Origin of the sequence: Kitasatospora sp. NPDC050543 (genome assembly GCF_044457565.1) — a bacterium.
Classification (GTDB): domain Bacteria; phylum Actinomycetota; class Actinomycetes; order Streptomycetales; family Streptomycetaceae; genus Kitasatospora.
The window spans coordinates 48,562-69,374 of the sequence record NZ_JBITGZ010000034.1 but is presented as its reverse complement, the minus strand read 5'-3'; the positions used below and the strand labels follow the sequence as shown (position 1 = coordinate 69,374).

The window sequence follows — 20,813 nt, the reverse complement described above, 5'->3', positions numbered from 1 at the left end:
GGTCGGCGCCCCGCCCCCGCGGGGGCCGGGCGGGGGGCCCCCCCCCCCCCCCGGGGGGGGGGGCGGGCCGGCCCCCCCCCCCCGGGGGGGCGGGGCCCCCCCCGCCCCCCCCCCCCCACCGGTTTCGCCATGCGCGGACGGTCGCGACGAACTCGACGCCGGACAAGGAGAGATCCGACGCCCACGAGAACTCACCGGGGCCAGGATCGGAATCCTGGACCCGGCGAGTCGGTCGTTCAGCCCGCCTACTGGGCCTCGGCGAGCCGGCCCTCCACGTACTTCAGGACCGCACCGAGGGTCTTGAGGTTGTCGATGTCCTCGTCCGGGATGGGGAATCCCAGGTCCTCCTCCAGGCGCGTGAACACCTCGTAGACGGCCAGCGAGTCCAGCCCGAGGTCGATGAACTCGACCTCCAGGCTGGACGCGTCGAAGACGACCGCGTCGTCGACGCCCACGCAGGCGTCGACGTTCTTCTGGAAGTCCGCCGTAGTGAATACCCGCACTGTCTCTCCTCATTCTCGTATCGGTGTTCGCCGCCCCGAATCCGGTGCGACATAAGGAATTTGCCGATCTCACGGCATCATGACGACCTGTCCCGCGTAGTTCAGGCCCGCACCGAACCCGATGAGCAACGCCGGCTCTCCGCTGTGCACCGTGCCCTCGCTCAGCAGCCGTTCCATCGCGAGCGGGATCGAGGCCGCCGACGTGTTGCCGCTGACGGTCACGTCCGTCGCCACCTGCACCGAGTCCGGCAGGCCGAGGCGGTCGACCATGACCTCGGTCATCCGCAGGTTCGCCTGGTGCGGGACGAAGGCGGCCAGCTCCTCGGGGCGCACCCCGGCGGCCGCCATGGCGCGCCGAGCCGCGGGCACTATCTGGCCGACCGCCCAGCGGAAGACGCTGCGGCCGTCCATCCTCATGTACGGCCGCGGCAGGCTCGGGTCGTCCCTGACCGAGCCCCAGTCGCTGTCCATCCGCAGGGCCTTCGCGTAGGAGCCGTCGGCCCCGCGCACCGCCGGTCCGATCCCGGGCTCGGCGGACGGGCCGACCACCACCGCGCCGGCTCCGTCCGCGAAGAGGAACGCGATGCCACGGTCGGTCGGCTCGACGATGTCGGTCATCCGTTCCGCGCCGATCACCAGGACGTGTCCGGCTCCCCCGGACGACACCAGGTCACCGGCGACCGCCAGCGCCTGACAGAAGCCGGCGCAGGCCGACGAGAGGTCGAAGGCGGCCGAATGTCGTGCGCCCAGCGCGTCGGCCACGACCACCGCGAGTGCCGGGGTCTGGACCAGGTTCGACATGCTCGCCACGATCACGCAGTCGATCTGCCCCGGTTCCAGGCCCGCGTGTGCCAGGGCCTCGGCGCCGGCCGCCGCGGCCATCACGGGCAGGGTCTCGTCGGGCGACGCGAAGTGCCGGGTGACGATGCCGGAGCGCGTCTCGATCCACTCCTCGGTGGAGTCGATGCGCTCGCAGATCTCCGCGTTGGTCACCACCTGACGGGGCCGGTAGGTGCCCAGGCCGAGGATGCGGCTGTGCCGGCGCTCGGTCGTGAGCAGGCGTGCGGACATCATCGGTTCCCTTCGGTGGCAGCCGGAGCCGACGGGAGCGTCGAGCTCAGATAGCGGTCGATGACCGTGCGGTAGTAGTCCGCCCGACGAACCCGCTCGGCCACCTCCGGCACCAGCTGTGCGAGCCGATCGACCGAGACGGTGTACGCACCGGCGACCTGGCGGTAGGTCTTCCGCGCCACGGTGCCCAACGACCGCTCGATGTGCCCGACGATGTCCTCGACCGGAACCGAGGTACCGGAGGCCACGTTGACCACCTGCCCCGGCTCGGCGACCGTCAGCAGCGCGTCGAAGATCGACACGGCGTCGTCGATGTCGAGCAGGTCGCGGTAGGCGCCGCGGTACACCTGGAGGGAGCCGCCGCGGATCTGTTCGGTCAGCCCCGGGAGCAGCTGGTGCACCCGTTGCCCCGGACCGGCCAGGTGGGTCACCCGGAAGACGAGGTGGTCGGCCCGGGAGGCCGCCAGGACCGCTTCCAGGGCCAGTTTGTGACGCGCGTACGCCGAGCTGGGAAAGACCGGTTCGTCCTCCCGGCCCCTGCTGTCCTGCGCGCCGTACATCCCCGCCGAACAGGTCGAGAGATACACCAGTCGCCGCCCGTCGGCCGTACAGCGCCGGATCACCGTGTAGAGCAGGTCCGCCTCACGTGCGAACTGCTCCTCGGCCACCGACCCAGCACTCGACACGCCGGCAGCGAAGACCACGGCGCCGGGATGCCGGTGGGCCAACGGGCGCAGGTAGCGTGCGATGAAGCCGTCTCCGACGATCTCCATGCCGTTCCGATCCTTCCTCGAGACTGCCGGTCCTGCGCCCTCCAGCCTGGTGCAGGGCTCTGGCAGGTCGCTGGACTCCAGCTGGCACCGCCGCCAGCTTGATCTTTGACCTGTGCGGCGGGGTCGAGGGGTGCTGGATTTCCTCGCCTTCCTCGCCGGTGGTTTCGGAGCGTCTGTTGGCTAGCCACCACCGCTGTCACCACCGCCGGCACCTGCCGGCGCCCGCCGGTGCCCCGGGCCCGCTCCCGTGCGCGATCACAGCGTCCATAGGACGTCCAGCGGGAGGTGCGAGGGTACGGCTCGAACCGGGCACGTCCCGGGCGTTTTGAGATCGGAGCAATGATGGAAGCACGTGTGAAGAACATCGCCGAACTCCGTGGGCTGATCGGAGGCGGCACAGCCGAGGAGGCGGAGGCGAAGGCGGTGGCGCTCGGCGGAGGCCCCGCGGAGGCCCTGGACGCGCTCTTCGCCCTGTACGAGGGTGCCTTCGTCCCGGAGAACGCGTCCGGCGTCCAGGGCGAGTTCCAGTTCAACGTCACGACGGCCGCGGGCACGCAGGAGTACACCGTCGCCGTGGGTGACGGCAAGTGCCAGGCCCGCCGGGGAGCGGCCGCGTCCGCCACGGCCGTGACGACCGTCGGGCTCGGGGACCTGCTGCTGCTGTCCGTCGGCGAGGCCACCGGCTTCCAGCTCAGCGCCGAGAAGCGCCTCAGCACCGAGGGGAACCTGGGCGCGGCGATCGGATTCAAGGACTGGTTCAAGCTCGGCTGAGACCGCGTCGGGACGAGGGGCCCGCACCGGCCCCTCGTCCCGTCCGCGGCGCGGCGCGGCGACGCCCGACCGTCAGGCGGTGGCGGCCAGTCGCTCCAGCACGGCGACGGTGTCCCCGGGCGACGGCATCGCCCGCACCTCGTCGCGCAGCCCCCGCGCGCTTCGCGCGTGGACGGGGTTGTCGAGGAGTTCGAGCACCGCCTTCCGGATCTCCTCGACGCCGTTCTGCTTCTCGGCGCTGTCCAAGGTGATCCCCGCGCCGACCGCGGCCAGTTGGTCGCCGTACTCGAACTGGTCGAGGAACTGCGGAACGACCAGCTGGGGAAGACCGAACGCGGTCGCCGTCAGGGAGCTGCCGGCCCCGCCGTGGTGGATCACCACGGCGCACCGGTCGAGGAACACGTTCAGCGGCAGGGACTCGACGACCCGCACTCCCTCCGGAACCGTGCCCAGCGACTCGCGGTCCGTGGCGGCCAGCGCCACGACCACGTCCACGCCGTCGATCCCGGAGACCGCCTCGATGATCCGGCGCAGCAGCGGAACGCCGTTGAGCACGAGCGTCTGGGTGCCCAGCGAGATGCAGACGCGCCGCGCCCCGGTGCGTTCCAGCGCCCAATCCGGCACCGCCCCCGTGCCGTTGTACGGGACGTAGCGCATGGGTCGGTGAGCCGCGGCATCCGTCTGCCCGAACGAGGGCGGGCAGTTGTCGAGGGTCAGCACGGGTTCCAGCGCGCCCTCCTTCAGCCCCAGCCGCTCGACGACCGGGATCAGGGCCTCGGCCGCGCTCTGCTCGAACCGCGCGGCCCGCCCGGTCAGGCCGATCCCGTGGCGGACCCACGGGACGTCCAGGACTCCGCCCAGCAGGCGCGCGCAGAATTCGAACGGCTCGGAAATGATCAGGTCGGGAGCCCAGGACCGGCAGAAGTCCAGGTACTCGTCCACCGTGCGCTGCGCCTGGTGAGCCCAGGTCCTCGCCGCACTCGCGTACAACGGGTCGACCACGCGTCCCCATGCCTCGATCGGGGTCGCGCCGTCCGGCAGGATGTTCCGCAGATGGAGCAGTTGTTCAAAGGCTTCCCCGATCGGCTGCCCGCACAGTCCCGCTCCGCGCACCGCCGGCATCAGATTGGGCTGGCCACCGACCACGACCTCGTGCCCGGCGCCACGGAGCGCCCAGGCGAGCGGCACCATGGGGGTGACGTGCCCGGGGGCCGATATCGACGTCATCAGGACCTTCAAGGGACCTCCAAATTCCTCGGTCGACGAACCTGCCGACCTGGCCGGGCTGTTCAGCGGTCCCTGGCGGCGAGCAGCATGTGGACGTTGGTCCCCGCGAGCAGCCGTTCCTGGCCGACCTCGACCTTGAATCCACGCTCGGACAGTTGCCGGGTGATGGATTCCAGCCGGCCGTCCTTGTCGTGAATCTCGGCCACCACCCGGCGGACCTTGGACCAGCCGGCCTCGCCGATGCCGTCCAGGACGTCCTGTTCGGCCCGCTCCACGTCGATCTTCAGCAGGGCGATCTCGTCCACGCCGTACTCGTCGACGGCCGCCGCCACCGTGGTGACCTCGACCGGGTAGCTGTGGCCCTGGTGCATGGTCGCCAGGAACGCGTCCGCGACGTCCGCACCGATACCGCTGTTGACCAGGTAGGCCGTGCTGTTCCGGCGGTCCTCGTCGCTGTCCGGGTAAAAGCTGCTCTGCGCGGGCGACTTGGGGTAGTAGGTCAGTTCCGCCGTCCCCGGCTTCGAGCCGACGGCGGCCTGGATCGCGGTGATGTCGGCCTGCTGGCGGGCCGCGTTCTCCTTGAGGCAGGCGTAGCAGGCCTCGGCGGGTTCGAAGGAGTACACCCGCAGGCCGGGCACGAGGTCGGTGAAGAAGTAGGCGGCGAACCCGATGTTCGCCCCCACGTCGAAGACGACCTCACCGGCCGACAGGCCGGCCACCGCCCGGGCGTAGATGTCGTTCTCCACGACGTCCTGCCACAGCGCGACCCCCTGGTTGGCATCCGGGCTCAGGATCCTCCGGCCACCGGGAAGCGTGATCTCGTAGGTCTCGTGAGCCGGCGCGGCCGCTGGTCCAGTCATACCCTGCCCCTCCTGTTTCTCTCGGTGCGTCCCAAGGACCTTGCGCCCCAAGGACCGTGCGTTCAAAGGACCGTGCGTTCAAAGAACGGTGCGTTCAAAGAACGGTGCGTTCAAAGAACGTCGTTCAGCCGCCGAGGACCTGGGTCAGGTAGCCGACCGCGTCCTCGTCCCGACCGGATGCGCTGCGGTACCCGACGTAGCCGTCCGGCCGGATCAGGAGCGTCTCGCCCAGGGCCAGCGCGTAGTAGCCGGCCGTCTCCCGGGTGGTCGCGGCAAGACGCGTCGCACGGACGCCGGGGAGAGCACCGGGCGTGGCAGCCGTGGCGATGAGCACCCACCCGCCATGGCGCAGCTCGTCGTAGAGGGTGGTTGCGGTCCCGTCCGCCCCGAGCAGCGCGACCTGCGGCGCGCGGTCACCGGCCGCCAGCCCCGGGCGCTCCGCCGACTGCCGGCTGAGCGGGCTGCTCCGGTAGTCCACGGCCTTCTCGCCGCGGGCCTGCTGCTGCTTCCCGACCCCGGTGGCGACGGCCTCGGCCGTGGGGGGCGTGCCGACACCGCCCCAGAACGATCGTTCGGTGCGCGTCAGCAGGTCGTGGGCGACCGGCAGGCGCTCCGCGTCGTAGGTGTCCAGCAGCCGGTCGGGGGCTCCGGCGATGACGGCGGCCAGCTTCCAGCCGAGGTTGAAGGCGTCCTGGATGCCGGTGTTCATGCCCTGGGCGGTGACCGGCATGACGGTGCGCGCGGCGTCGCCGACCAGGAAGCAGCGGCCCTCGCGGAACTGGGCGGCGACACTGTTGTGCAACCGGACCCGCCAGTTGTACAGGGGCGACGCCAGCCGGACGTCCGGCGCGCCGGAGAGTTTCCGGACGTACGCCTCCACCTCCTCCACGGAGGGGTCGAGCCGGTTCTCCGGATCCGGGTCGGCGACCGCGGCGAACAGCCGGCGTCGCCCGTCGGGCAGCGGCAGGGTTCCCAGGAAGCCGTCCCCGGTCATGTACAGGTGCGCCTCGCCCGGGCCGTCGGACGGCAGCCCGTGCGCGAAGGCATCCACCTGGACGAGCTGCGTCCCACCGAAGCGGGTCGTGTGCCACGGGATGCCGAGCGCGTCCCGCAGCACGCTGTGCGAGCCTTCCGCCGAGATCACCCAGCCCGCCCGGACCGTCTCCCGGGCGGCGTCGCCGTGCTCCAGGGTGAGCGAGACGCCGTCGGCGTCCTGGTCCACGTCGACGGCGCGCACCCCACGCTCGATCTCGCCACCCAGTTCCCGCAGGCGCTCGGTCAGCGCACGCTCGGTCTCCTGCTGGCCGATGAGCAGCGGGAGCGGGTGCGGGCCCTCGTCCTCGCGCAGGTCGACGGCCAACTCCGCTTCCCCGAAGGGGTGGTAGACCCGGCGCTGGTAACCCACCGCGCGCGTCTGGAAGTCCGCCGTCGGCAGACCCATCAGGTCGAAGGTCTCCAGCGTGCGCTGCCAGACGGTGCAGCCGCGCGTGCCCGGGCGCGGCTGCACCCGGCGATCCACAAGACGGAAGTCCACCTGCCGCCGGGCGAGCTCGATCGCCAAGGTCAAGCCCACGGGCCCCGCGCCCACCACCACAACCTCGGTTGCCGATGCCATGGCCTCCGCTTTCCGCTCGTCCGAATGACCGTCATATCGGCGAGACCGAACAGGACTTGACACCACGGGGTGGCTCCGCACCCCGTGGACAGTCGCCCTCGTCTTCGCCTACGGTGAACCCCGACCGGCTTCCCACGGCCCCGTCGAGTCCCTCCTGATACCGCCCGTCCACGGGCGCAGAGCCCCGGAACCGCCCCCAGCTTCACCGTGCGCGCTGGACGCACGGTGGACGCCCGATGGCAGCACCGGATACCCAGGAGGAGCCTCATGACCCGGACGGTCTTTCGCGAGGTAAGGATCTTCGACGGACACCGCGTCCACGCCGACGACACCGTGGTCGTCGAGGACGGTCGCATCAAGGCGATCGGCCGCGGACTCGCCGTGCCGGCCGGCGCCGAGGTCGTGGAGGGCAAGGGGTGCACCCTGCTCCCCGGGCTCATCGACGCGCACACCCACATCGTCGGCGCCGCGCTGCGCCAGGCCCTGGCGTGGGGGGTCACCACCGAGCTGGACATGGCGAACTTCCCGGACAGGATGGCCGCCGCGAAGAAGGAGCAGGACGGCCCGCTCGGTTCGTCCCTCGCCGACCTCCGCTCGGCCTGCTGCGCCGCCACCGTCCCCGGCGGGCACGGCTCGGCGCGCTTCCCGGAGATCCCGACCCTCACCGAGCCCGAGGAGGCCGCCGACTTCGTCGACGCCCGGATCGCCGAAGGATCGGACTACATCAAGGTCCACTACGACGACGGCCAGGTCTCGGGCCACATGGACGACAGCACGCTTCCGGTGATCCGGAAGGAGACCATGGCGGCGGTCATCGCCGCGGCCCGTGAGCGCGGCATGCTCACCATCGTCCACACCGGTACCGTGCAGGCCGGCCTCGACGCCTTGGAGGCCGGCGCGCACGGTCTGGCCCACCTGCTCGTCGATCGCGCGCCCGGGCCAGAGTTCGGCGAGACCCTCGCACGGCACGGGGCCTTCGCGATACCCACGCTCAGCATGGTCGAGCTGTTCTCCGGCAGCACCGAGCTCGGCACCCTCGCCGACGACCCGGCCGTGGCCGGCCACCTCGCCCCCGAGGACCTGGCGCTGCTGGAGCGCCACCGCGCGGGCAACGCGCGACGGCTCCCGGTGGACGTGGCGGCCGCCGAGGCCGCCGTCCGTTCGGCGCACGCCGCCGGGGTGCCGCTGCTGGCCGGGACCGACGCGGTGATGTGGCTGCACGGCATCGGCCTGCACCGGGAGCTGGAGCTGCTGGTCCGCGCCGGGCTGACCCCGCGAGAGGCGCTGACCGCGGCCACCGCGAACCCGGCCCGGATCTTCTCGCTGTTCGACCGGGGCCGGATCGCTCCCGGTCTGCGCGCGGACCTCCTCCTGGTGGAGGGCGACCCCACCCTGGACATCCGCGCCACCCGGGTCATCCGGGGGATCTGGAAGCGCGGGGACAAGATCATCCGGGAGTCCTGAGCGGACCCGCCCCGCGCGAGCGGGAGTCGACGGCCCGCCGCACGAACGCGTCCAGCCCGGGCCGCGCCAGCGTCCAGCCGGGGTCCAGCGGGACGGACGATCCTTGGCAGCCAGCTGACCTCAGTGCCTTCGCCGACCGCTGCGGCGGGCACGACTCCTCGAACGGAGCGGATGATGTCCACCATCCTCTTGGCCACCCTGGCCGCAAGCGGTCACGTCAATCCGTTCGGCCCGGTCACGGCCGAACTGGTCGAACGCGGGCACCGGGTGATCTGTTACACGGGCACCGCCTATGCCGACCGGGTCGCACGCTCCGGTGCCGAATTCGCACCGCCGGAGGACGGCGGATTCGTCGACCTCGACCGACTGACCGACGAGTACCCCGAGTTCCTGTCCCTGCCGCCCGAGGCCCGCGGTCCGTGGTTCCTGGAGCACGTCTTCGTCCGCCCCGTGCTGGGGCAGTACCGCGACCTCAAGGCGCTGATGGCCCGGCACGGGGCGGACGTCCTGCTCGCCGACTCCACCATGGCCGCCGCCTCGCTCGTGCACGAGCTGCACGGAGAGCTGTGGGCGACGCTCAGCGTGGCGCCCCTGGCGATTCCGGACCCGTGGGTGCCGCCGTTCGGGAAGGGTTGGCCGCCCGGGGGGCAGCCCTGGCGGCGGATCCGCAACTGGTACACCGAGACGTCCGAACGGCGCCGGTTCCCGGAGCCGCTCGATCAGATGAACGTCATCCGGCGGGAGCTCGGCCTGTCACCGGTCCGCGCCAGCCCGTTCGACGCCAACCTCACCCCGTACCTGTACGCGCAGGCGACCGTGGCCGAGTTCGAGTACCCGCGCCGGCGCCTGCCCGAGCAGGTGCACTTCGTCGGACCGCTGCTCCCGGCCGCTCCTCCGCCCGGCCCGCTGCCCGACTGGTGGCCCGAGCTGGAGAAGGACCGGCCCGCCGTCCTCGTCACCCAGGGCACCGGCGCCCGCGACCTGGGTGAGCTGGTGGTACCGACCGTCCAAGCGCTGGCCGGTCAGGCCATCACCGTCGTCGTGACCACCGCGGGCGCGTCCCACCCTGCCCTGGATCCCGCCTCTCTGCCGGCGAACGTCCACGTCGAACCGTTCCTGCCCTACGCGGAGTTGATGCCCCACCTCAGCGCCATGGTCACCAACGGCGGCTACGGCACGGTCCAGCTCGCCCTCGCCCACGGCGTCCCGATCGTGGCCGCCGGGGTGACGGAGGACAAGCCCGAGGTCTGCGCCCGGCTCGCCTGGAGCGGCGCGGGCATCGACCTGCGGTCGAAGCGTCCGCCCGTCCCGGTCCTCGCCGAAGCCGTGCGCACCGTCCTGACCGATCCCGGCTACCGGCGGAAGGCGTCCGCGATGCGCACCGCCTTCGCCGGGCGCCGGGCGCCGCAGGAGTTGGCGGTGCTCCTCGAAGAGCTCATCGCGACCCGGCGGCCGGTCCTCGCGACCCGCCGCTGATCCGCGGGGCCGTCGCAGCTCCCGCCCCGCCCTTCCCATTCCCCGCCCCCGCCCCCGCCTCGACCGGTCCGCGGACACAGGCCCGAGGCGGGGTTCTCACATCCCGTCAGGACACCACATCTCATGAGGAAACAGACGTGACCACTGAACATCCTGCAACGCCCTTCCCCTTCCCGACGGCCGAACCCTGGCATCCCGCCACGGAGTTCGACGACCTGCGCGCCATCGACGGCCTGCATCGGGTGGCGCTACCGACCGGGGACCCGGCCTGGATCGCCACCCGGTACGAGGACAACCGCCGGCTGCTCTCGGACCCCCGCTTCAGCCGGGCCGCCGCCGCCCGCGCCGGCGCTCCCCGGGCCCGGCGCGCGGCGCTGGAAGCCCGGTCCCTCACCACCATGGACCCGCCCGAGCACACCCGGCTGCGCCGGATCGCCATGCGGGCGTTCTCCACCGGGCGGATCAACGGGCTGCGGCCGCGCATCCAGCAGACCACCGACCGGTTACTGGACGCCCTGGCGGCGGCCGGGCGGGGCGCCGACCTGGTCGCCACGGTCGCCAGGCCGCTGCCGGTCACGGTGATCTGCGAGCTGCTCGGCGTGCCGGTCGCCGACCAGGAGCAGTTCGGGGCGTGGTCGCGGGTCTACCTCAGCGTCACCGCGAACTCCGCCGAGGAGATCGAGGGCGCCGCGGCCTCGCTCAAGGGCTACCTCGCGCAGCTGATCCAGGAGAAGCGCCGGCAGCCCGGCGACGACCTGCTCAGCGACCTCGCCAACGCCGCCCAGGAGGAACGCCTGGACGAGGACGAGCTGGTGACCTTCGGGGTCACCCTGCTGGTCGCCGGGGTGGAGACGGTGGCCCACTCGATCAGCGGAGGCGTGCTGGCGCTGCTCCGGCACCCGGAGCAGTGGGAACTGCTCCGCGAGCGGCCCGAGCTGATCGAGGGCTCGGTGGACGAGCTGGTCCGGTACACCCCGGCCGCGGTCAGCGGCGGCACGGTGCGGGTCGCGCTGGAGGACGTGGAACTGGGCGGCACCCTGGTCCGCGCGGGCGAGGCCGTACTGCCGGCCGTGATCTCCGCGGACCGGGACTCCACCGTGTTCACCGATCCCGACCGGCTGAACGTGACCCGCAGCCCCAATCCGCACATCGGCTTCGGCCACGGCCCGCACCGCTGCCTGGGCGCCCAGCTCGCCCGCGCGGAACTCGCCATCGCCGTGGGATCGCTGGTCGCCCGCTTCCCCGGGCTGCGCCTGGACGTGGCGGTGGAGGACCTGGAGTGGGATCTGCGCACCATGCAGCGCGGTCCACGGGCGCTGCCCGTCCGGTGGTGACCGTCGGGCCGTCCGACACGAAACGGCGCGGGCCGACGGGCAGGAAGCCCGCCGGCCCGCGCCGTTCCCGGCCGGCCGGCTCAGTCGTAGTACGCGGTCGGCGCGGTCCGCAGCGTCTGCCACTGCTGCGCGTCATGGCCGTGGACCAGCAGCGCGTCCTCGGCCTCCGCCAGCTCGACCAGCCTGCGGGTGCTCGCGCGGACCGCGGCCTCGTCCACGTCGAACGGCGTCATCGCCCGCTGCTCGGGGTCGAGGAACTCCGCCGAGGGGACGGCGTCGGCCGCCAGCAGCACCGCGCCGGTCCGGGGCAGCCGGACGAGCACCGACTGGTGCCCCTGGACGTGTCCGGAGCTCTCCACCAGCAGCACGCCGGGGAGCAGCTCGGTGTCGCCCTCGACCAGCCGGTACTTCAGGTGGGGCAGGTCCCAACTCGCCCTGGCCATCTCCAGCCGGCCCAGCTCGCTCGACGTCGCCAGCTCGTAGTGGCTGCGCTGGACGACGAACTCGGCGTCGGTGAAGAGGTCGTGGTTGCCGGCATGATCCGGGTCCAGGTGGGTGCACACCACCAGGTGGATGTCCTGCGGCCGCAGCCCGAGGGCGGCGAGCCTGGCCTCCACCCCCTCGTCGGGTCCGACGCTGATGAAGGCCCTGGGGCCCGCCGCGGCGCGCGAGAACCCGGTGTCCACCAGCACGTTGGTGCCGTCGTCGGTCTGGACGAGGTACCCCGGCACCGGCGCGCCGATCGCAGTGGTGCCGAGCTTGAACAGGTGCAGCCTCATCCGTGACTCCTGACATCGTTCGTGGCGGCGGCCGCCGCATCGGTACCGGGCTGACGCCCCAACAGCGTGCTCAGCGCCTCGGTGAGGGCGGCCCGGGGGCCGGCCTCGGCAGTGAAACGGTCCAGGACGAAGCCGTCCGGCCGGACGAGCACGGCGCCGTCGCACGGAACACCGTGGGTCCTGGCCCACTGCTGCGACGGGTCGGTGAGCTGGTCCGTCCCGATCCGGTGGACGGTTATCGGCAGCGGGGCACCGGACGCGGCCTCGCGCCAGTCCCCCGCCTCGGGCCCGGCCACCAGGACCATCCCGCGGCCGTCGTAGAGGTCCAGCGAGGAGATCCGCACACCGTCCCGCTCCAGCCACAGGTGCGGGGCCCGCGTTCCCGGAGCGGCGGAACCGCCGTCCCGCGCCAGCACGTCCTCGGGGGCGACACCGCGCACCGGGTAACGGTATCCGAGCGCGACCACGTGATCGGGCAGGATCGCCCCTTCCGGGATCTGCTCGCCGTGGCCGGGCCGGTCCAGCGAGCGCAGCACGGCCTGCCGTACCGTGGCCCCGGCCACCGGCTCGCGCTCGGCCTCGTAGCTGTCGAGCAGCGCCTCGGACGCCTCGCCGCGCATCACCATGGCCAGCTTCCACGCGAGGTTGTGGGCGTCCTGGATGCCCGTGGACGAACCGAACGCCCCCGTCGGCGGCATGACATGGGCGCTGTCCCCGACGAGGAAGAGCCGCCCCACCCGAAAGGTCTCGGCCACCAGCCCCGCCGCCTGCCAGGGCTGGACCCCCAGGATCTTCACCGGCAGGTCCGGGACACCCGCCGCGGCCCGCACGGCCGCTTCGCAGCGCGCCTCGTCCCAGCCGTCCTGGTCGGAGTCGGCCTGCGGGGCCAGGGGGACGTGCAGCAGCCACCGGTCGGTGTTGTTGATCGGCAGCAGCCCCGCGGTCACCTCGGCATTGCGGACGTACGCCATGACGAAGCGCCGCTCCCCGAGCGCCTCGGTGAGGTCGGCGCGGAAGTGGATGTTCAGGTACCGCGCGAGGACGCCACGCCCCTGCCGTGCGATGCCGAGCTGCTCGCGGATCGGGCTTTCGGCGCCGTCGGCCACCACGAGGTAGCGCGCCCGCACCGTGTACTCCTCGCCGGTGGCGCGGTGGCGCACGGTGGCGGTCACGCCCTCGGCGTCCTGGGTGTGCCCGACCAGCTCGTGTCCGAAGCGCAGGTCGGCTCCGCTCTCCTCCGCGTGTACCCGGAGCACCGGCTCCAGTTCGTCCTGCTCGCACAGGGTCCAGCCGGTGGGGCTGACGTCCCGCGCGTCCTCGTCCAGGTACTCCCGGTTGAAGCCGGGGGCCTGGAATCCGGCCAGGGACTCCATCCGGACGATGCCGCTGTTGTCGGCGAGCGCGACGGCCGACTCGGTGGCCCGGATCGCGTCCTCCAGGCCGACCTGCCGGAACAGCTCCATCGCCCGGACGTTCACACCGCGGGCCCGGGGGTGGAGCGAGGTGCCGGGGTGGCGCTCGACGAGGAGCGGCCGCTCCCCCTGCCAGGTGAGGAAGACGGCCGCCGAAAGTCCGACAAGCCCTCCCCCCACGATGAGCACGGGAACGCTCACATCTTCCATCGTCTCTCCTCAGAGGCTGGTCAGTTGATCGGCTTGGTGGCTCTGTGTGTCGGTGCGGCTGGTCAGCTCGGCCGCAGCACCCGGGCCGTGTCCCGGACGGCGCTCAGCAGTGCGGCCTGGCGCAGGATCCGCGCGTACTGCTCCTCACGAGCGGCGGCCGGCCCCTGGGCGAGGCCCGCGAAGCTCGCCGCGGTGTTGCCGAACTGGTCGTCGGCGTCGAGCACGAACTGCTGGACGTGGTCCTGGCGGGACAGCCGCAGGACGGGCGGCGCGGTCGTCGGCGGGGTGAAGGGCTGGTCGAGTACGAGCCGCCCCTGCGTCCCCCACAGCGCGCAGTGGCTGCGGTAGCCGTGTTCGAACCCGAAGCTGAGCTCGGCGGTGACGCCGTCCGGCGAGGCCAGCAGCACGCTTCCGGCCGTGTCCACCTCCTGGTTCGGGCCGACCCGCAGCACCGCGCCGACGACCTGGACGTCATCGCCCAGGTACATCAGGGCCGTGCGCAGCGGATAGGCACCGACGTCCAGCAGCGCGCCACCGCCCAGCTCCCGCCGGTAGCGGATGTCCGCCGGCGGTCGCGGGGGGATGCCGAACGACGCCTGTAGCACCCGGAGTTCGCCGATCTCGCCGTTCTGCAGCCGGCGCTGCGCGGTCGCGTGCTGGCTGTGGTGGACGAACGCGAAGTTCTCCATCAGTGCCAGGCCGCGCTCGCGCGCCAGGGCGACCACGTCCTGCGCCTCGGCGAGCGTGCCGGTCGCCGACTTCTCCACCAGCACGTGCTTGCCCGCGTCGAGGGCCCGGGCCGTCCAGAGCGCGTGCAGGCCGGTGGGAAGGGGTATGTACACCGCGTCGATGTCCGGCCGGGCGAGCAGCCGTTCGTAGTCGTCGACGGCATCGCAACCGAACTGCACCGCGAAGGACTTGGCCCTCGCCGGGGCGCGGCTCGCGACCGCCACGACCCGGATGCCTGGCCTGCCCGCCAGGGCGGGAAGCATCCTGCGCCGGGCGATGTCCGCGCAGCCGAGCACCCCGATCCTGAGCTCGGCGGTCCCGGGCCGCCCCTCGGCCGGCCGGTCCGCCGTCACTGCGGGCCCTGCCAGAGGGACTGGAGGCAGGTCATCAGGGTCCGGGCCTCGACGTTGATGTGGTTGCCGCACCGCAGCAGGTCCTTGAGCTGGGTGAGGGTCGCCCACCGCATGGTGTCGGGTTCGGCGTCCGGGAACTCGTCGCCGACCTCGACTACGGTGTACAGGTTGTCCCGCTGGTAGAACCGGCCGCCCTCCTCCGGGAGCACCGCGCTGAACCGAACCTGCGCGGCGTCGGCGCCGAGCACCTGGTCGAGCAACGGGGGCCGCTCGCCCGGCGGCAGTGCGCGCCAGTCCCGCGACACGCACTGCACGGTCGGTCCGATCTCGATGGCGTCCCGGATCCCCGGCTGCGCCTTGCCCTGGACGAGGACGTGCGGGACCCCGTCGATCCGCTTGACCAGGAAGGCCGCCACGCCCTGGCCCGGGAACTGCAGCATCGGCTGGGTCCACCGGGTCACCTCCCGGGTGCCGGCCTTGACCGAGACGGCGATCACCTTGACGCAGCTGTTCGACGGCTCGGTGACGGCGTCCTCGTCCGTGCTCCATCCGGCCAGCTCCCGCAGCGGTACCAGCCGGGCCGACTGGGAGCTCTCCGTCCTCAGGTCCTGGAGCCAGGTCAGCAGCTCCAGATCGCCGTGTACCGCCTGCTCGCCGCGGTCCAGGGACCGGGTCAGCGCGCTCTGGAAGGAGTCGGCCGGCCCCCCGGCGACGGCTTCCTCGTGCGCCCCGCGCTGCCGGCCCAGCGGCATGCAGCTCAGCACGGTCCGTACGTCCATGTTGACCAGGTGGTCGATCCCCATCAGGGAGTGGACCTGCCCCAGGGTCATCCAGCGGTGGCCGTCGTGCGCCGGGACATCCTCGAACACCTCCACCACCATGTTGCGGTTGCGCTTGTACAGGAAGCTGTCGCCCTGTTCGGACTGGAGCGCGTCCACCAGGACCCGGCCGCGGTCCGGTCCGACGAAGTACTCCAGATAGCGCGTGTGGCCACCGCGGTGGACGCGGGTGTAATTGCTCCGGGTGGCCTGGACGGTCGGGCCCAGCTGGACCAGTCCGGTGTTGCCGGGCTCCATCTTGGCCTGCATGAGCAGGTGCAGGACGCCGTCGATCTCACGGACCAGGATCCCCAGGATCCCGCTCTCCCGCTGGTTGATGATCGGTTGGGTGATGCCCTCGGCGGACCAGTCGCCGCCGGTCACCCGCAGCCCCTCGACTGTGAAGAACCGCCCGGTGCTGTGGCCGAGGTTGCCGGTCTCCTGGTCGAAGCTCCACTGGTCCAACGCGGCGAACGGTATCCGGTCGACGGCGAAGCCGCCCTCCCTCCGGGCCCGCTCCAGCCAGGGCACGACGTCCTCGGTCGCGAAGCGGGGGTTGTCGAAGGTGGTGGCGGAGAGGCTCAGCCGGTCGGCCAGGATCACGGTGTCGTCGGGCCTCCCGGCCCGGCCGGTGAGAGCGTCGGCACGGTGCGACATGTTCTCTCCTTCAGTAGTTCAGGCGCACTCGGCTGTGGTCGCCGATGACCAGCTGGTGGCCACGCGGCGCGGGGCCGGCCGGGGAGACCTCCACGTTCCTGCCGATGAGCGAGTTCTGGATCCGGCTCACCCCACTGATGGAGGAGTGGTCCATCACGATCGAGTACTCGATCTCGGTGTGGTCCAGCCGGCAGCCGGACCCGACCGAGGTGAACGGTCCGACGTAGCTGTCCGCGACGACCGTGCCCGGGCCGATGGACACCGGGCCCACCAGCCGGGACCGGATGACGACCGCGTCCTCGGCGATGTCCAACCGGCCGATGACCTCGCTCTCGTCATCCACGCTCCCGCCCATGCGGGGGGCGATGTTCTCCAGGACCATGCGGTTGCACTCCAGCATGTCCTCGACCCGCCCGGTGTCCTTCCAGTAGCCGGAGATGGTGTGCGAGGTGACGTCCGCCTGCTGGAGGATCAGTTCCTGGATCGCCTCCGTGATCTCCAACTCGCCGCGCGCGCTGGGCCGCAGCTCCGCCACGATCCGGTGGACGAGCGGGGTGAACATGTAGATCCCGACCAGGGCGAGGTCGCTCCTGGGCTCCTTCGGCTTCTCCTCCACCCTGACCACCCGGCCGCCCTCGTCCAGTTCGGCGACCCCGAACTCCGAGGGGTTGGCGACCTTGGTCAGCAGCAACTGGGCGTCCGGGCGCCGGGCTAGGAACTCGGTGACGAAGTCACGGATGCCGTCGATGACGAAGTTGTCGCCGAGATACATCAGGAAGTCGTCGTCCCCGAGGAACTCACGGGCGATCAGCACGCAGTGCGCCAGGCCCAACGGGGCTTCCTGCGGGATGTAGGTGACCGACAGACCGAACCGTGATCCGTCGCCCACCGCACGCCGTACTTCCGCTCCCGTCTCGCCGACGACGATCCCGACCTCGCGGATGCCACTGTCCCGGATCGCCTCCATACCGTAGAACAGCACCGGCTTGTTGCCGATCGGTACGAGCTGCTTGGCGGAGGTGTGGGTGATGGGCCGCAGCCGCGAGCCGGTGCCACCGGCCAGAACCAGGGCCTTCATCGGGCGCCGGCCTCGGACGGCGACCAGGCGCGCTCCTCCACCACCGGGCGGCGCTCCAGCAGCGGCTCCCACCAGCCGGGGTTGTCGCGGTACCAGCGGATGGTCTCCCGCAGGCCCTCCTCGAACGCGACGGTCGGCTGCCAGCCCAAGGTCTCCCTGATCCGGCTGGAGTCCAACAGGTACCGCCGGTCGTGGCCCGGCCGGTCCGCCACCGTGGCCTGCAGCGAGGTGGGCAGCCCGAGCTCGTCGAGGACCAGGTCGGCGACCTGCTGAACGCTCGCCTCCACCCCGGTTCCGACGTGGTAGGTCTGTCCGGGCTCGCCGTCGGTGAGCACCGCGTCGATCGCACGGCAGTGATCGTCCACGTGGATCCACTCCCGCCGGTTGTGCCGGGACGCGTAGACCGGCAGGCTCAGGCCGCGCAGCGCGTTGGTCACGAACAGCGGGACGACCTTCTCCGGGAACTGGTAACGCCCGTAGTTGTTGGCGCAGTTGGTGATGGTGACCGGCAGGCCGAAGGTCTCGTGGTAGGCGCGCACCGCGTGATCGGCTCCGGCCTTGCTGGCGTTGTACGGAGTGCGGGGCCGGTACGGGGTCTCCTCGTGGAAGACCTCCGCGCTGTCCAGGGCCAGCTCCCCGTACACCTCGCAGGTCGAGACGTGGTGGAACCGCTCGACCCCGGCGTCCAGGCACGCGTGGAGCAGCTCCTGGGTGCCGAGCACATTGGTCCGGAAGAACCTGCCGGGGTCGAGGACGGCGAGGCTGTTGTGCGACTCGGCGGCGAAGTTCACCACCACCTGCACCCGGTGCTCGCGCAGGATTTCGGACATCCGGGCGCCGTCGGCGATGTCGGCCCGCACGAAGAGCACGTCGTCGCGCACCGCCGCAAGGTTCTCCTGGTTGCCGGCGTACGTCAGCGCGTCAAGGGCGATGATGGTGTCGTCAGCATGCGTCTTGCGCCAGTAGTGGACGAAGTTGGCGCCGATGAAGCCCGCCGCTCCGGTGACGAGCACAGTCCGGGTCGGGACGGCACGGTGCATCACAGAGCTTCTCTCTACTCGGGTCATGAGGTCGGCCACCGCATCTCTCGGCGCAGCTCGTCGAACAGCCACCGCTCGGCCGCGGTCGCCGAACTGCTGGGGATCAGTCGCTCCGGTGAGCCTGACGGGGGTTCCGTCAGGACTGGTCCGCCGGGGTTCTGTAGAGGCAGGGGGACGTACATCGCTCCCAGCACCTTGAGTCCCTCGTACAGATTCCGTCCCAGCGCGCGCACCAGGTTGCGCATCGCCGAATTCCTTTCTCGTGGCAAAGCGGCGTCAGGCCTGGTCGGGGATCGCGAAGGTGGCGCGCACCTGGTAGATCCCGTAGTGCCGGCTGCCGCCCCGGTCCTGGTACTGGCGCAGCGGCGAGGTCTGCTTGCGGTGCGCCGCCCCCTGCTCCCAGGCCTGGAACGACTGGACGTCCTTCCAGTAGCTCAGGACGGCGAAGGAGCCGCTCTCGCCGTCGAGGGTGGACTGCAGCAGTTCGCTGCGCAGCAGACCGGGCACCTTGCCCAGGTCCTCGTTGATGTGGTGGAAGGCCGCCTCCAGCGGGGCGTCTCCCTCCTCGGGCGCCCGGCAGTAGACGATCACCCGGATCCCGCCGCTCATGCCTTCGCCGCCTCGGCCTGGGGCAGGTGGTAGACGACCTGCATGGTGGCCATCGAGCCGCCGGAGCGGAAGGGGTGCAGCCGCTCACGGTGCTTGACGTGCTGCTCGCTGTGCTCGAAGGTGCGGAAGCCGGGCTCGTCGGTCCAGTCGCTGATGATGTGGTAGATGTGCTCCTCTTCGGTGGAGCGCATCAGCCACTGGCCGAGGTTGGCCGGGTCGGAGGTCACCGCGGTGCCGATCTCCAGCCAGGTCCGCTCGAAGTCCGCCGCCATGCCGGGGTGGGTCTCCACCCGCAGCAGGACCCGGAAGGCCTTCTCGGGGTGTGCCATGTCAGATTCCTCCGTCGACGTGGATGATCTCGCCGGTCAGGTAGCTCGACGCGGAGCTGGCGAGGTAGACGACCACCGAGGCGACCTCGGCGGGAAGGCCGAGCCGGCCGAGGGCGGTCATGTGGCGGTACCGCTGCTGGAGCGCCTCGTACTCCTCCGGCGTGAGCTTCGCCGCTTCCTCGGTGTCGATGACGCCGGGCGCGACGACGTTGACCCGGATGCCCTTGGGGCCGAGCTCCTTCGCCATCGACCGGCTGAGCCCGATCAGGCCCGCCTTGCTGGCGGTGTAGTGGGCGCGCAGGGCGAGTCCGACGACGGCCACCCGGGAGCCGACGTTGATGATCGAGGGCTTCTCCGCGAGCAGCGGGAGCGCCTTCTGGGTGATCAGGAACGGGGCGGTGAGGTTGGCGTCGATGACGCGCTGCCACTCGTCCAGCGCCAGCTCGGCGAACGGTATGTGGGAGATGACGCCAGCGTTGTTGACGACGGTGTTGAGCGTGCCGTACCGGCTCCGGCACTCGTCCAGCAGCCGTTCGATGTCCTCGGCCCGGCCGACGTCGGCCTTGACCAGGTGGTGGTCGCCGGGCAGCGACTTCAGCTCCCGGGCGAGGCTCTGGGCGTCCTCGGAGTCGTTGCGATGGCAGGTGATGACGTTGGCGCCGGCAGTGGCCATGGCCAGCACGATGGCCCGGCCGATGCCGCGGGTGCCGCCGGTGACGAGCACGTTCTGCCCGTCGAGAGACAGGTTCATGGGGTCTCCGTAAGTTGTGGAGTTACAGGGCGAGTGCCGCTGCGAGCGCGTTGGCCAGCAGCGCGATGACCACGAAGGCGGTCCGGACGACGTTCCAGTTGCGCCATCGGACCCGGGGATCGATCCGCTCCCAGTCGGGCGGTACGACGCCCGGCTCCAGCGTTCCGACCCACTTGTTGATCGGGACGTTCTTGACGAGCGACACCACGATCGCGCCCAGGAGCAGCACGGCCGCGACACCTTCGGGCCCGCGGGCCGAGCCGTCGGACAGCGTGGCCGCGGCGATGTCCGCGAGCATCGCCGTGATCATGCAGATCGGCATGAACGGGTCGAACCTGGTGACCAGGAACTGGTGGACGGGGATGTAGCGGTCGACCGGGAGGCTGAGCAGCAGCGGCGCGCCTCCCAGCGAGGCGATCATCAGTCCGCCGGCCCCCATCCCGCTGCCGATCAGGGCCAGTGGCAGGAGGATCTGGCTCATCGCCCCGACTCACCGGAGCGGCCGACCGCCGCCTCTTCGACGAGCTTCTTGATCCTGGCCATCTGGACCTTGGTGTTGGTGTTCAGGTGCTCGGCCATCGCCGCGTCGCCGAACGGCATCTCCGGCCGTACGTGGAACTCCTGCACCCAGCGCATCCGGACGCCGCCCTCGGCCTCCTGGTAGTCCCAGGAGATGTTCATGAACTCGAACGGTCCGGTCTCCACCCGGTGGGCCCGGACGGTGCGGGTCTCGACGTCGGGCTTGCGCAGCGAGACCCAGCTCCAGACCTTGCCGTCCTCGTCGGGGAACATGGTCAGCCGGAAGCGGATGGTCCCGTCCGGTGAGCGCTCCAGGATCTCGGCCGCGGCGTACTCGTCGAACAGCTGCGGCCAGGACTCGATGTCGTTGGTCATCTCCCACACCAGGTCCATGGGGGCGTCGATGACCACGGTGTTCTCGGTCCGCGCGGTCAT

The 20,813-nt window shown here is 71.4% G+C and carries 22 protein-coding genes; 4 read left to right on the top strand and 18 right to left on the bottom strand.

Going from position 1 to position 20,813, the window contains the following annotated elements:
- Positions 1-245 precede the first annotated feature (245 nt).
- The 3 genes from ACIBH3_RS29990 to ACIBH3_RS29980 all read right to left on the bottom strand — a co-directional run bounded on the left by ACIBH3_RS29990 (position 246) and on the right by ACIBH3_RS29980 (position 2,347).
- On the bottom strand, positions 246-503 hold the full coding sequence (locus ACIBH3_RS29990; protein WP_396315251.1) for an acyl carrier protein: 258 nt from the start codon (positions 501-503) through the stop codon (positions 246-248).
- A 69-nt stretch (positions 504-572) separates the two neighbouring features.
- Positions 573-1,574, bottom strand: coding sequence for a beta-ketoacyl-ACP synthase III (locus tag ACIBH3_RS29985; protein ID WP_396315250.1), 1,002 nt, complete (start codon positions 1,572-1,574; stop codon positions 573-575).
- Positions 1,574-2,347, bottom strand: a complete 774-nt coding sequence (locus ACIBH3_RS29980; protein WP_396315249.1) for an NAD-dependent epimerase/dehydratase family protein — start codon at positions 2,345-2,347, stop codon at positions 1,574-1,576. The genes ACIBH3_RS29985 and ACIBH3_RS29980 overlap by 1 nt, the downstream gene beginning before the upstream one ends.
- Positions 2,348-2,689: 342 nt before the next feature.
- Between ACIBH3_RS29980 and ACIBH3_RS29975 the strand changes: the two genes are divergently transcribed.
- Positions 2,690-3,118 (top strand): SCP2 sterol-binding domain-containing protein, encoded by a 429-nt coding sequence (locus tag ACIBH3_RS29975; RefSeq protein WP_396315248.1) that lies wholly within the window; start codon positions 2,690-2,692, stop codon positions 3,116-3,118.
- A gap of 72 nt (positions 3,119-3,190) precedes the next feature.
- On the opposite strand, the gene ACIBH3_RS29970 is transcribed toward ACIBH3_RS29975, so the two are convergent.
- The 3 genes from ACIBH3_RS29970 to ACIBH3_RS29960 form a co-directional block, all read right to left on the bottom strand.
- Complete coding sequence (locus ACIBH3_RS29970; protein WP_396315247.1) at positions 3,191-4,345, bottom strand: nucleotide disphospho-sugar-binding domain-containing protein; 1,155 nt, start codon at positions 4,343-4,345, stop codon at positions 3,191-3,193.
- Between the two features lie 62 nt (positions 4,346-4,407).
- Positions 4,408-5,205, bottom strand: coding sequence for an FkbM family methyltransferase (locus tag ACIBH3_RS29965; RefSeq protein ID WP_396315246.1), 798 nt, complete (start codon positions 5,203-5,205; stop codon positions 4,408-4,410).
- 124 nt (positions 5,206-5,329) lie between these two features.
- A complete protein-coding gene (locus ACIBH3_RS29960; RefSeq protein WP_396315245.1) occupies positions 5,330-6,820 on the bottom strand; it encodes an FAD-dependent monooxygenase in 1,491 nt (496 codons plus the stop codon).
- A gap of 267 nt (positions 6,821-7,087) precedes the next feature.
- Here ACIBH3_RS29960 and ACIBH3_RS29955 point away from each other — a divergent pair, with 267 nt between their 5' ends.
- The 3 genes from ACIBH3_RS29955 (at position 7,088) to ACIBH3_RS29945 (ending at position 11,094) form a co-directional block, all read left to right on the top strand.
- Positions 7,088-8,284, top strand: a complete 1,197-nt coding sequence (locus ACIBH3_RS29955) for an amidohydrolase family protein (protein WP_396315244.1) — start codon at positions 7,088-7,090, stop codon at positions 8,282-8,284.
- A gap of 174 nt (positions 8,285-8,458) precedes the next feature.
- Complete coding sequence (locus ACIBH3_RS29950) at positions 8,459-9,760, top strand: glycosyltransferase (protein ID WP_396315243.1); 1,302 nt, start codon at positions 8,459-8,461, stop codon at positions 9,758-9,760.
- A gap of 137 nt (positions 9,761-9,897) precedes the next feature.
- Positions 9,898-11,094: a cytochrome P450 gene (locus ACIBH3_RS29945; protein WP_396315242.1), complete on the top strand. Its 1,197-nt coding sequence runs from the start codon at positions 9,898-9,900 to the stop codon at positions 11,092-11,094.
- Positions 11,095-11,174: 80 nt separating this feature from the next.
- Here ACIBH3_RS29945 and ACIBH3_RS29940 read toward each other — a convergent pair whose 3' ends face one another.
- The 12 genes from ACIBH3_RS29940 to ACIBH3_RS29885 all read right to left on the bottom strand — a co-directional run bounded on the left by ACIBH3_RS29940 (position 11,175) and on the right by ACIBH3_RS29885 (position 20,813).
- Positions 11,175-11,873, bottom strand: coding sequence for an N-acyl homoserine lactonase family protein (locus ACIBH3_RS29940; RefSeq protein ID WP_396315241.1), 699 nt, complete (start codon positions 11,871-11,873; stop codon positions 11,175-11,177).
- Complete coding sequence (locus ACIBH3_RS29935) at positions 11,870-13,495, bottom strand: FAD-dependent oxidoreductase (protein WP_396315240.1); 1,626 nt, start codon at positions 13,493-13,495, stop codon at positions 11,870-11,872. Before ACIBH3_RS29935 ends, ACIBH3_RS29940 begins: the two co-directional genes overlap by 4 nt.
- 62 nt (positions 13,496-13,557) lie before the next feature.
- Positions 13,558-14,577 (bottom strand): Gfo/Idh/MocA family protein, encoded by a 1,020-nt coding sequence (locus ACIBH3_RS29930; RefSeq protein ID WP_396315239.1) that lies wholly within the window; start codon positions 14,575-14,577, stop codon positions 13,558-13,560.
- Positions 14,574-16,052 carry an NDP-hexose 2,3-dehydratase family protein gene (locus tag ACIBH3_RS29925; RefSeq protein ID WP_396315238.1) on the bottom strand — a complete coding sequence of 493 codons (1,479 nt, stop codon included), beginning with the start codon at positions 16,050-16,052 and terminating at the stop codon, positions 14,574-14,576. The genes ACIBH3_RS29930 and ACIBH3_RS29925 overlap by 4 nt, the downstream gene beginning before the upstream one ends.
- A 10-nt stretch (positions 16,053-16,062) precedes the next feature.
- Positions 16,063-17,130 (bottom strand): glucose-1-phosphate thymidylyltransferase, encoded by a 1,068-nt coding sequence (locus ACIBH3_RS29920; protein ID WP_396315237.1) that lies wholly within the window; start codon positions 17,128-17,130, stop codon positions 16,063-16,065.
- Complete coding sequence (rfbB, locus tag ACIBH3_RS29915) at positions 17,127-18,170, bottom strand: dTDP-glucose 4,6-dehydratase (protein WP_396315236.1); 1,044 nt, start codon at positions 18,168-18,170, stop codon at positions 17,127-17,129. The genes ACIBH3_RS29920 and rfbB overlap by 4 nt, the downstream gene beginning before the upstream one ends.
- A 23-nt stretch (positions 18,171-18,193) precedes the next feature.
- Positions 18,194-18,415 carry a DUF6059 family protein gene (locus ACIBH3_RS29910; RefSeq protein WP_396315235.1) on the bottom strand — a complete coding sequence of 74 codons (222 nt, stop codon included), beginning with the start codon at positions 18,413-18,415 and terminating at the stop codon, positions 18,194-18,196.
- A gap of 31 nt (positions 18,416-18,446) precedes the next feature.
- Positions 18,447-18,779 carry an antibiotic biosynthesis monooxygenase family protein gene (locus ACIBH3_RS29905; RefSeq protein ID WP_396315234.1) on the bottom strand — a complete coding sequence of 111 codons (333 nt, stop codon included), beginning with the start codon at positions 18,777-18,779 and terminating at the stop codon, positions 18,447-18,449.
- On the bottom strand, positions 18,776-19,108 hold the full coding sequence (locus ACIBH3_RS29900; protein ID WP_396315233.1) for an antibiotic biosynthesis monooxygenase family protein: 333 nt from the start codon (positions 19,106-19,108) through the stop codon (positions 18,776-18,778). The genes ACIBH3_RS29905 and ACIBH3_RS29900 overlap by 4 nt, the downstream gene beginning before the upstream one ends.
- Before the next feature lies 1 nt (position 19,109).
- A complete protein-coding gene (locus ACIBH3_RS29895) occupies positions 19,110-19,859 on the bottom strand; it encodes an SDR family NAD(P)-dependent oxidoreductase (protein WP_396315232.1) in 750 nt (249 codons plus the stop codon).
- A 22-nt stretch (positions 19,860-19,881) separates the two neighbouring features.
- Positions 19,882-20,340: an anthrone oxygenase family protein gene (locus ACIBH3_RS29890; protein WP_396315231.1), complete on the bottom strand. Its 459-nt coding sequence runs from the start codon at positions 20,338-20,340 to the stop codon at positions 19,882-19,884.
- Positions 20,337-20,813, bottom strand: coding sequence for an SRPBCC family protein (locus ACIBH3_RS29885; protein ID WP_396315230.1), 477 nt, complete (start codon positions 20,811-20,813; stop codon positions 20,337-20,339). The genes ACIBH3_RS29890 and ACIBH3_RS29885 overlap by 4 nt, the downstream gene beginning before the upstream one ends.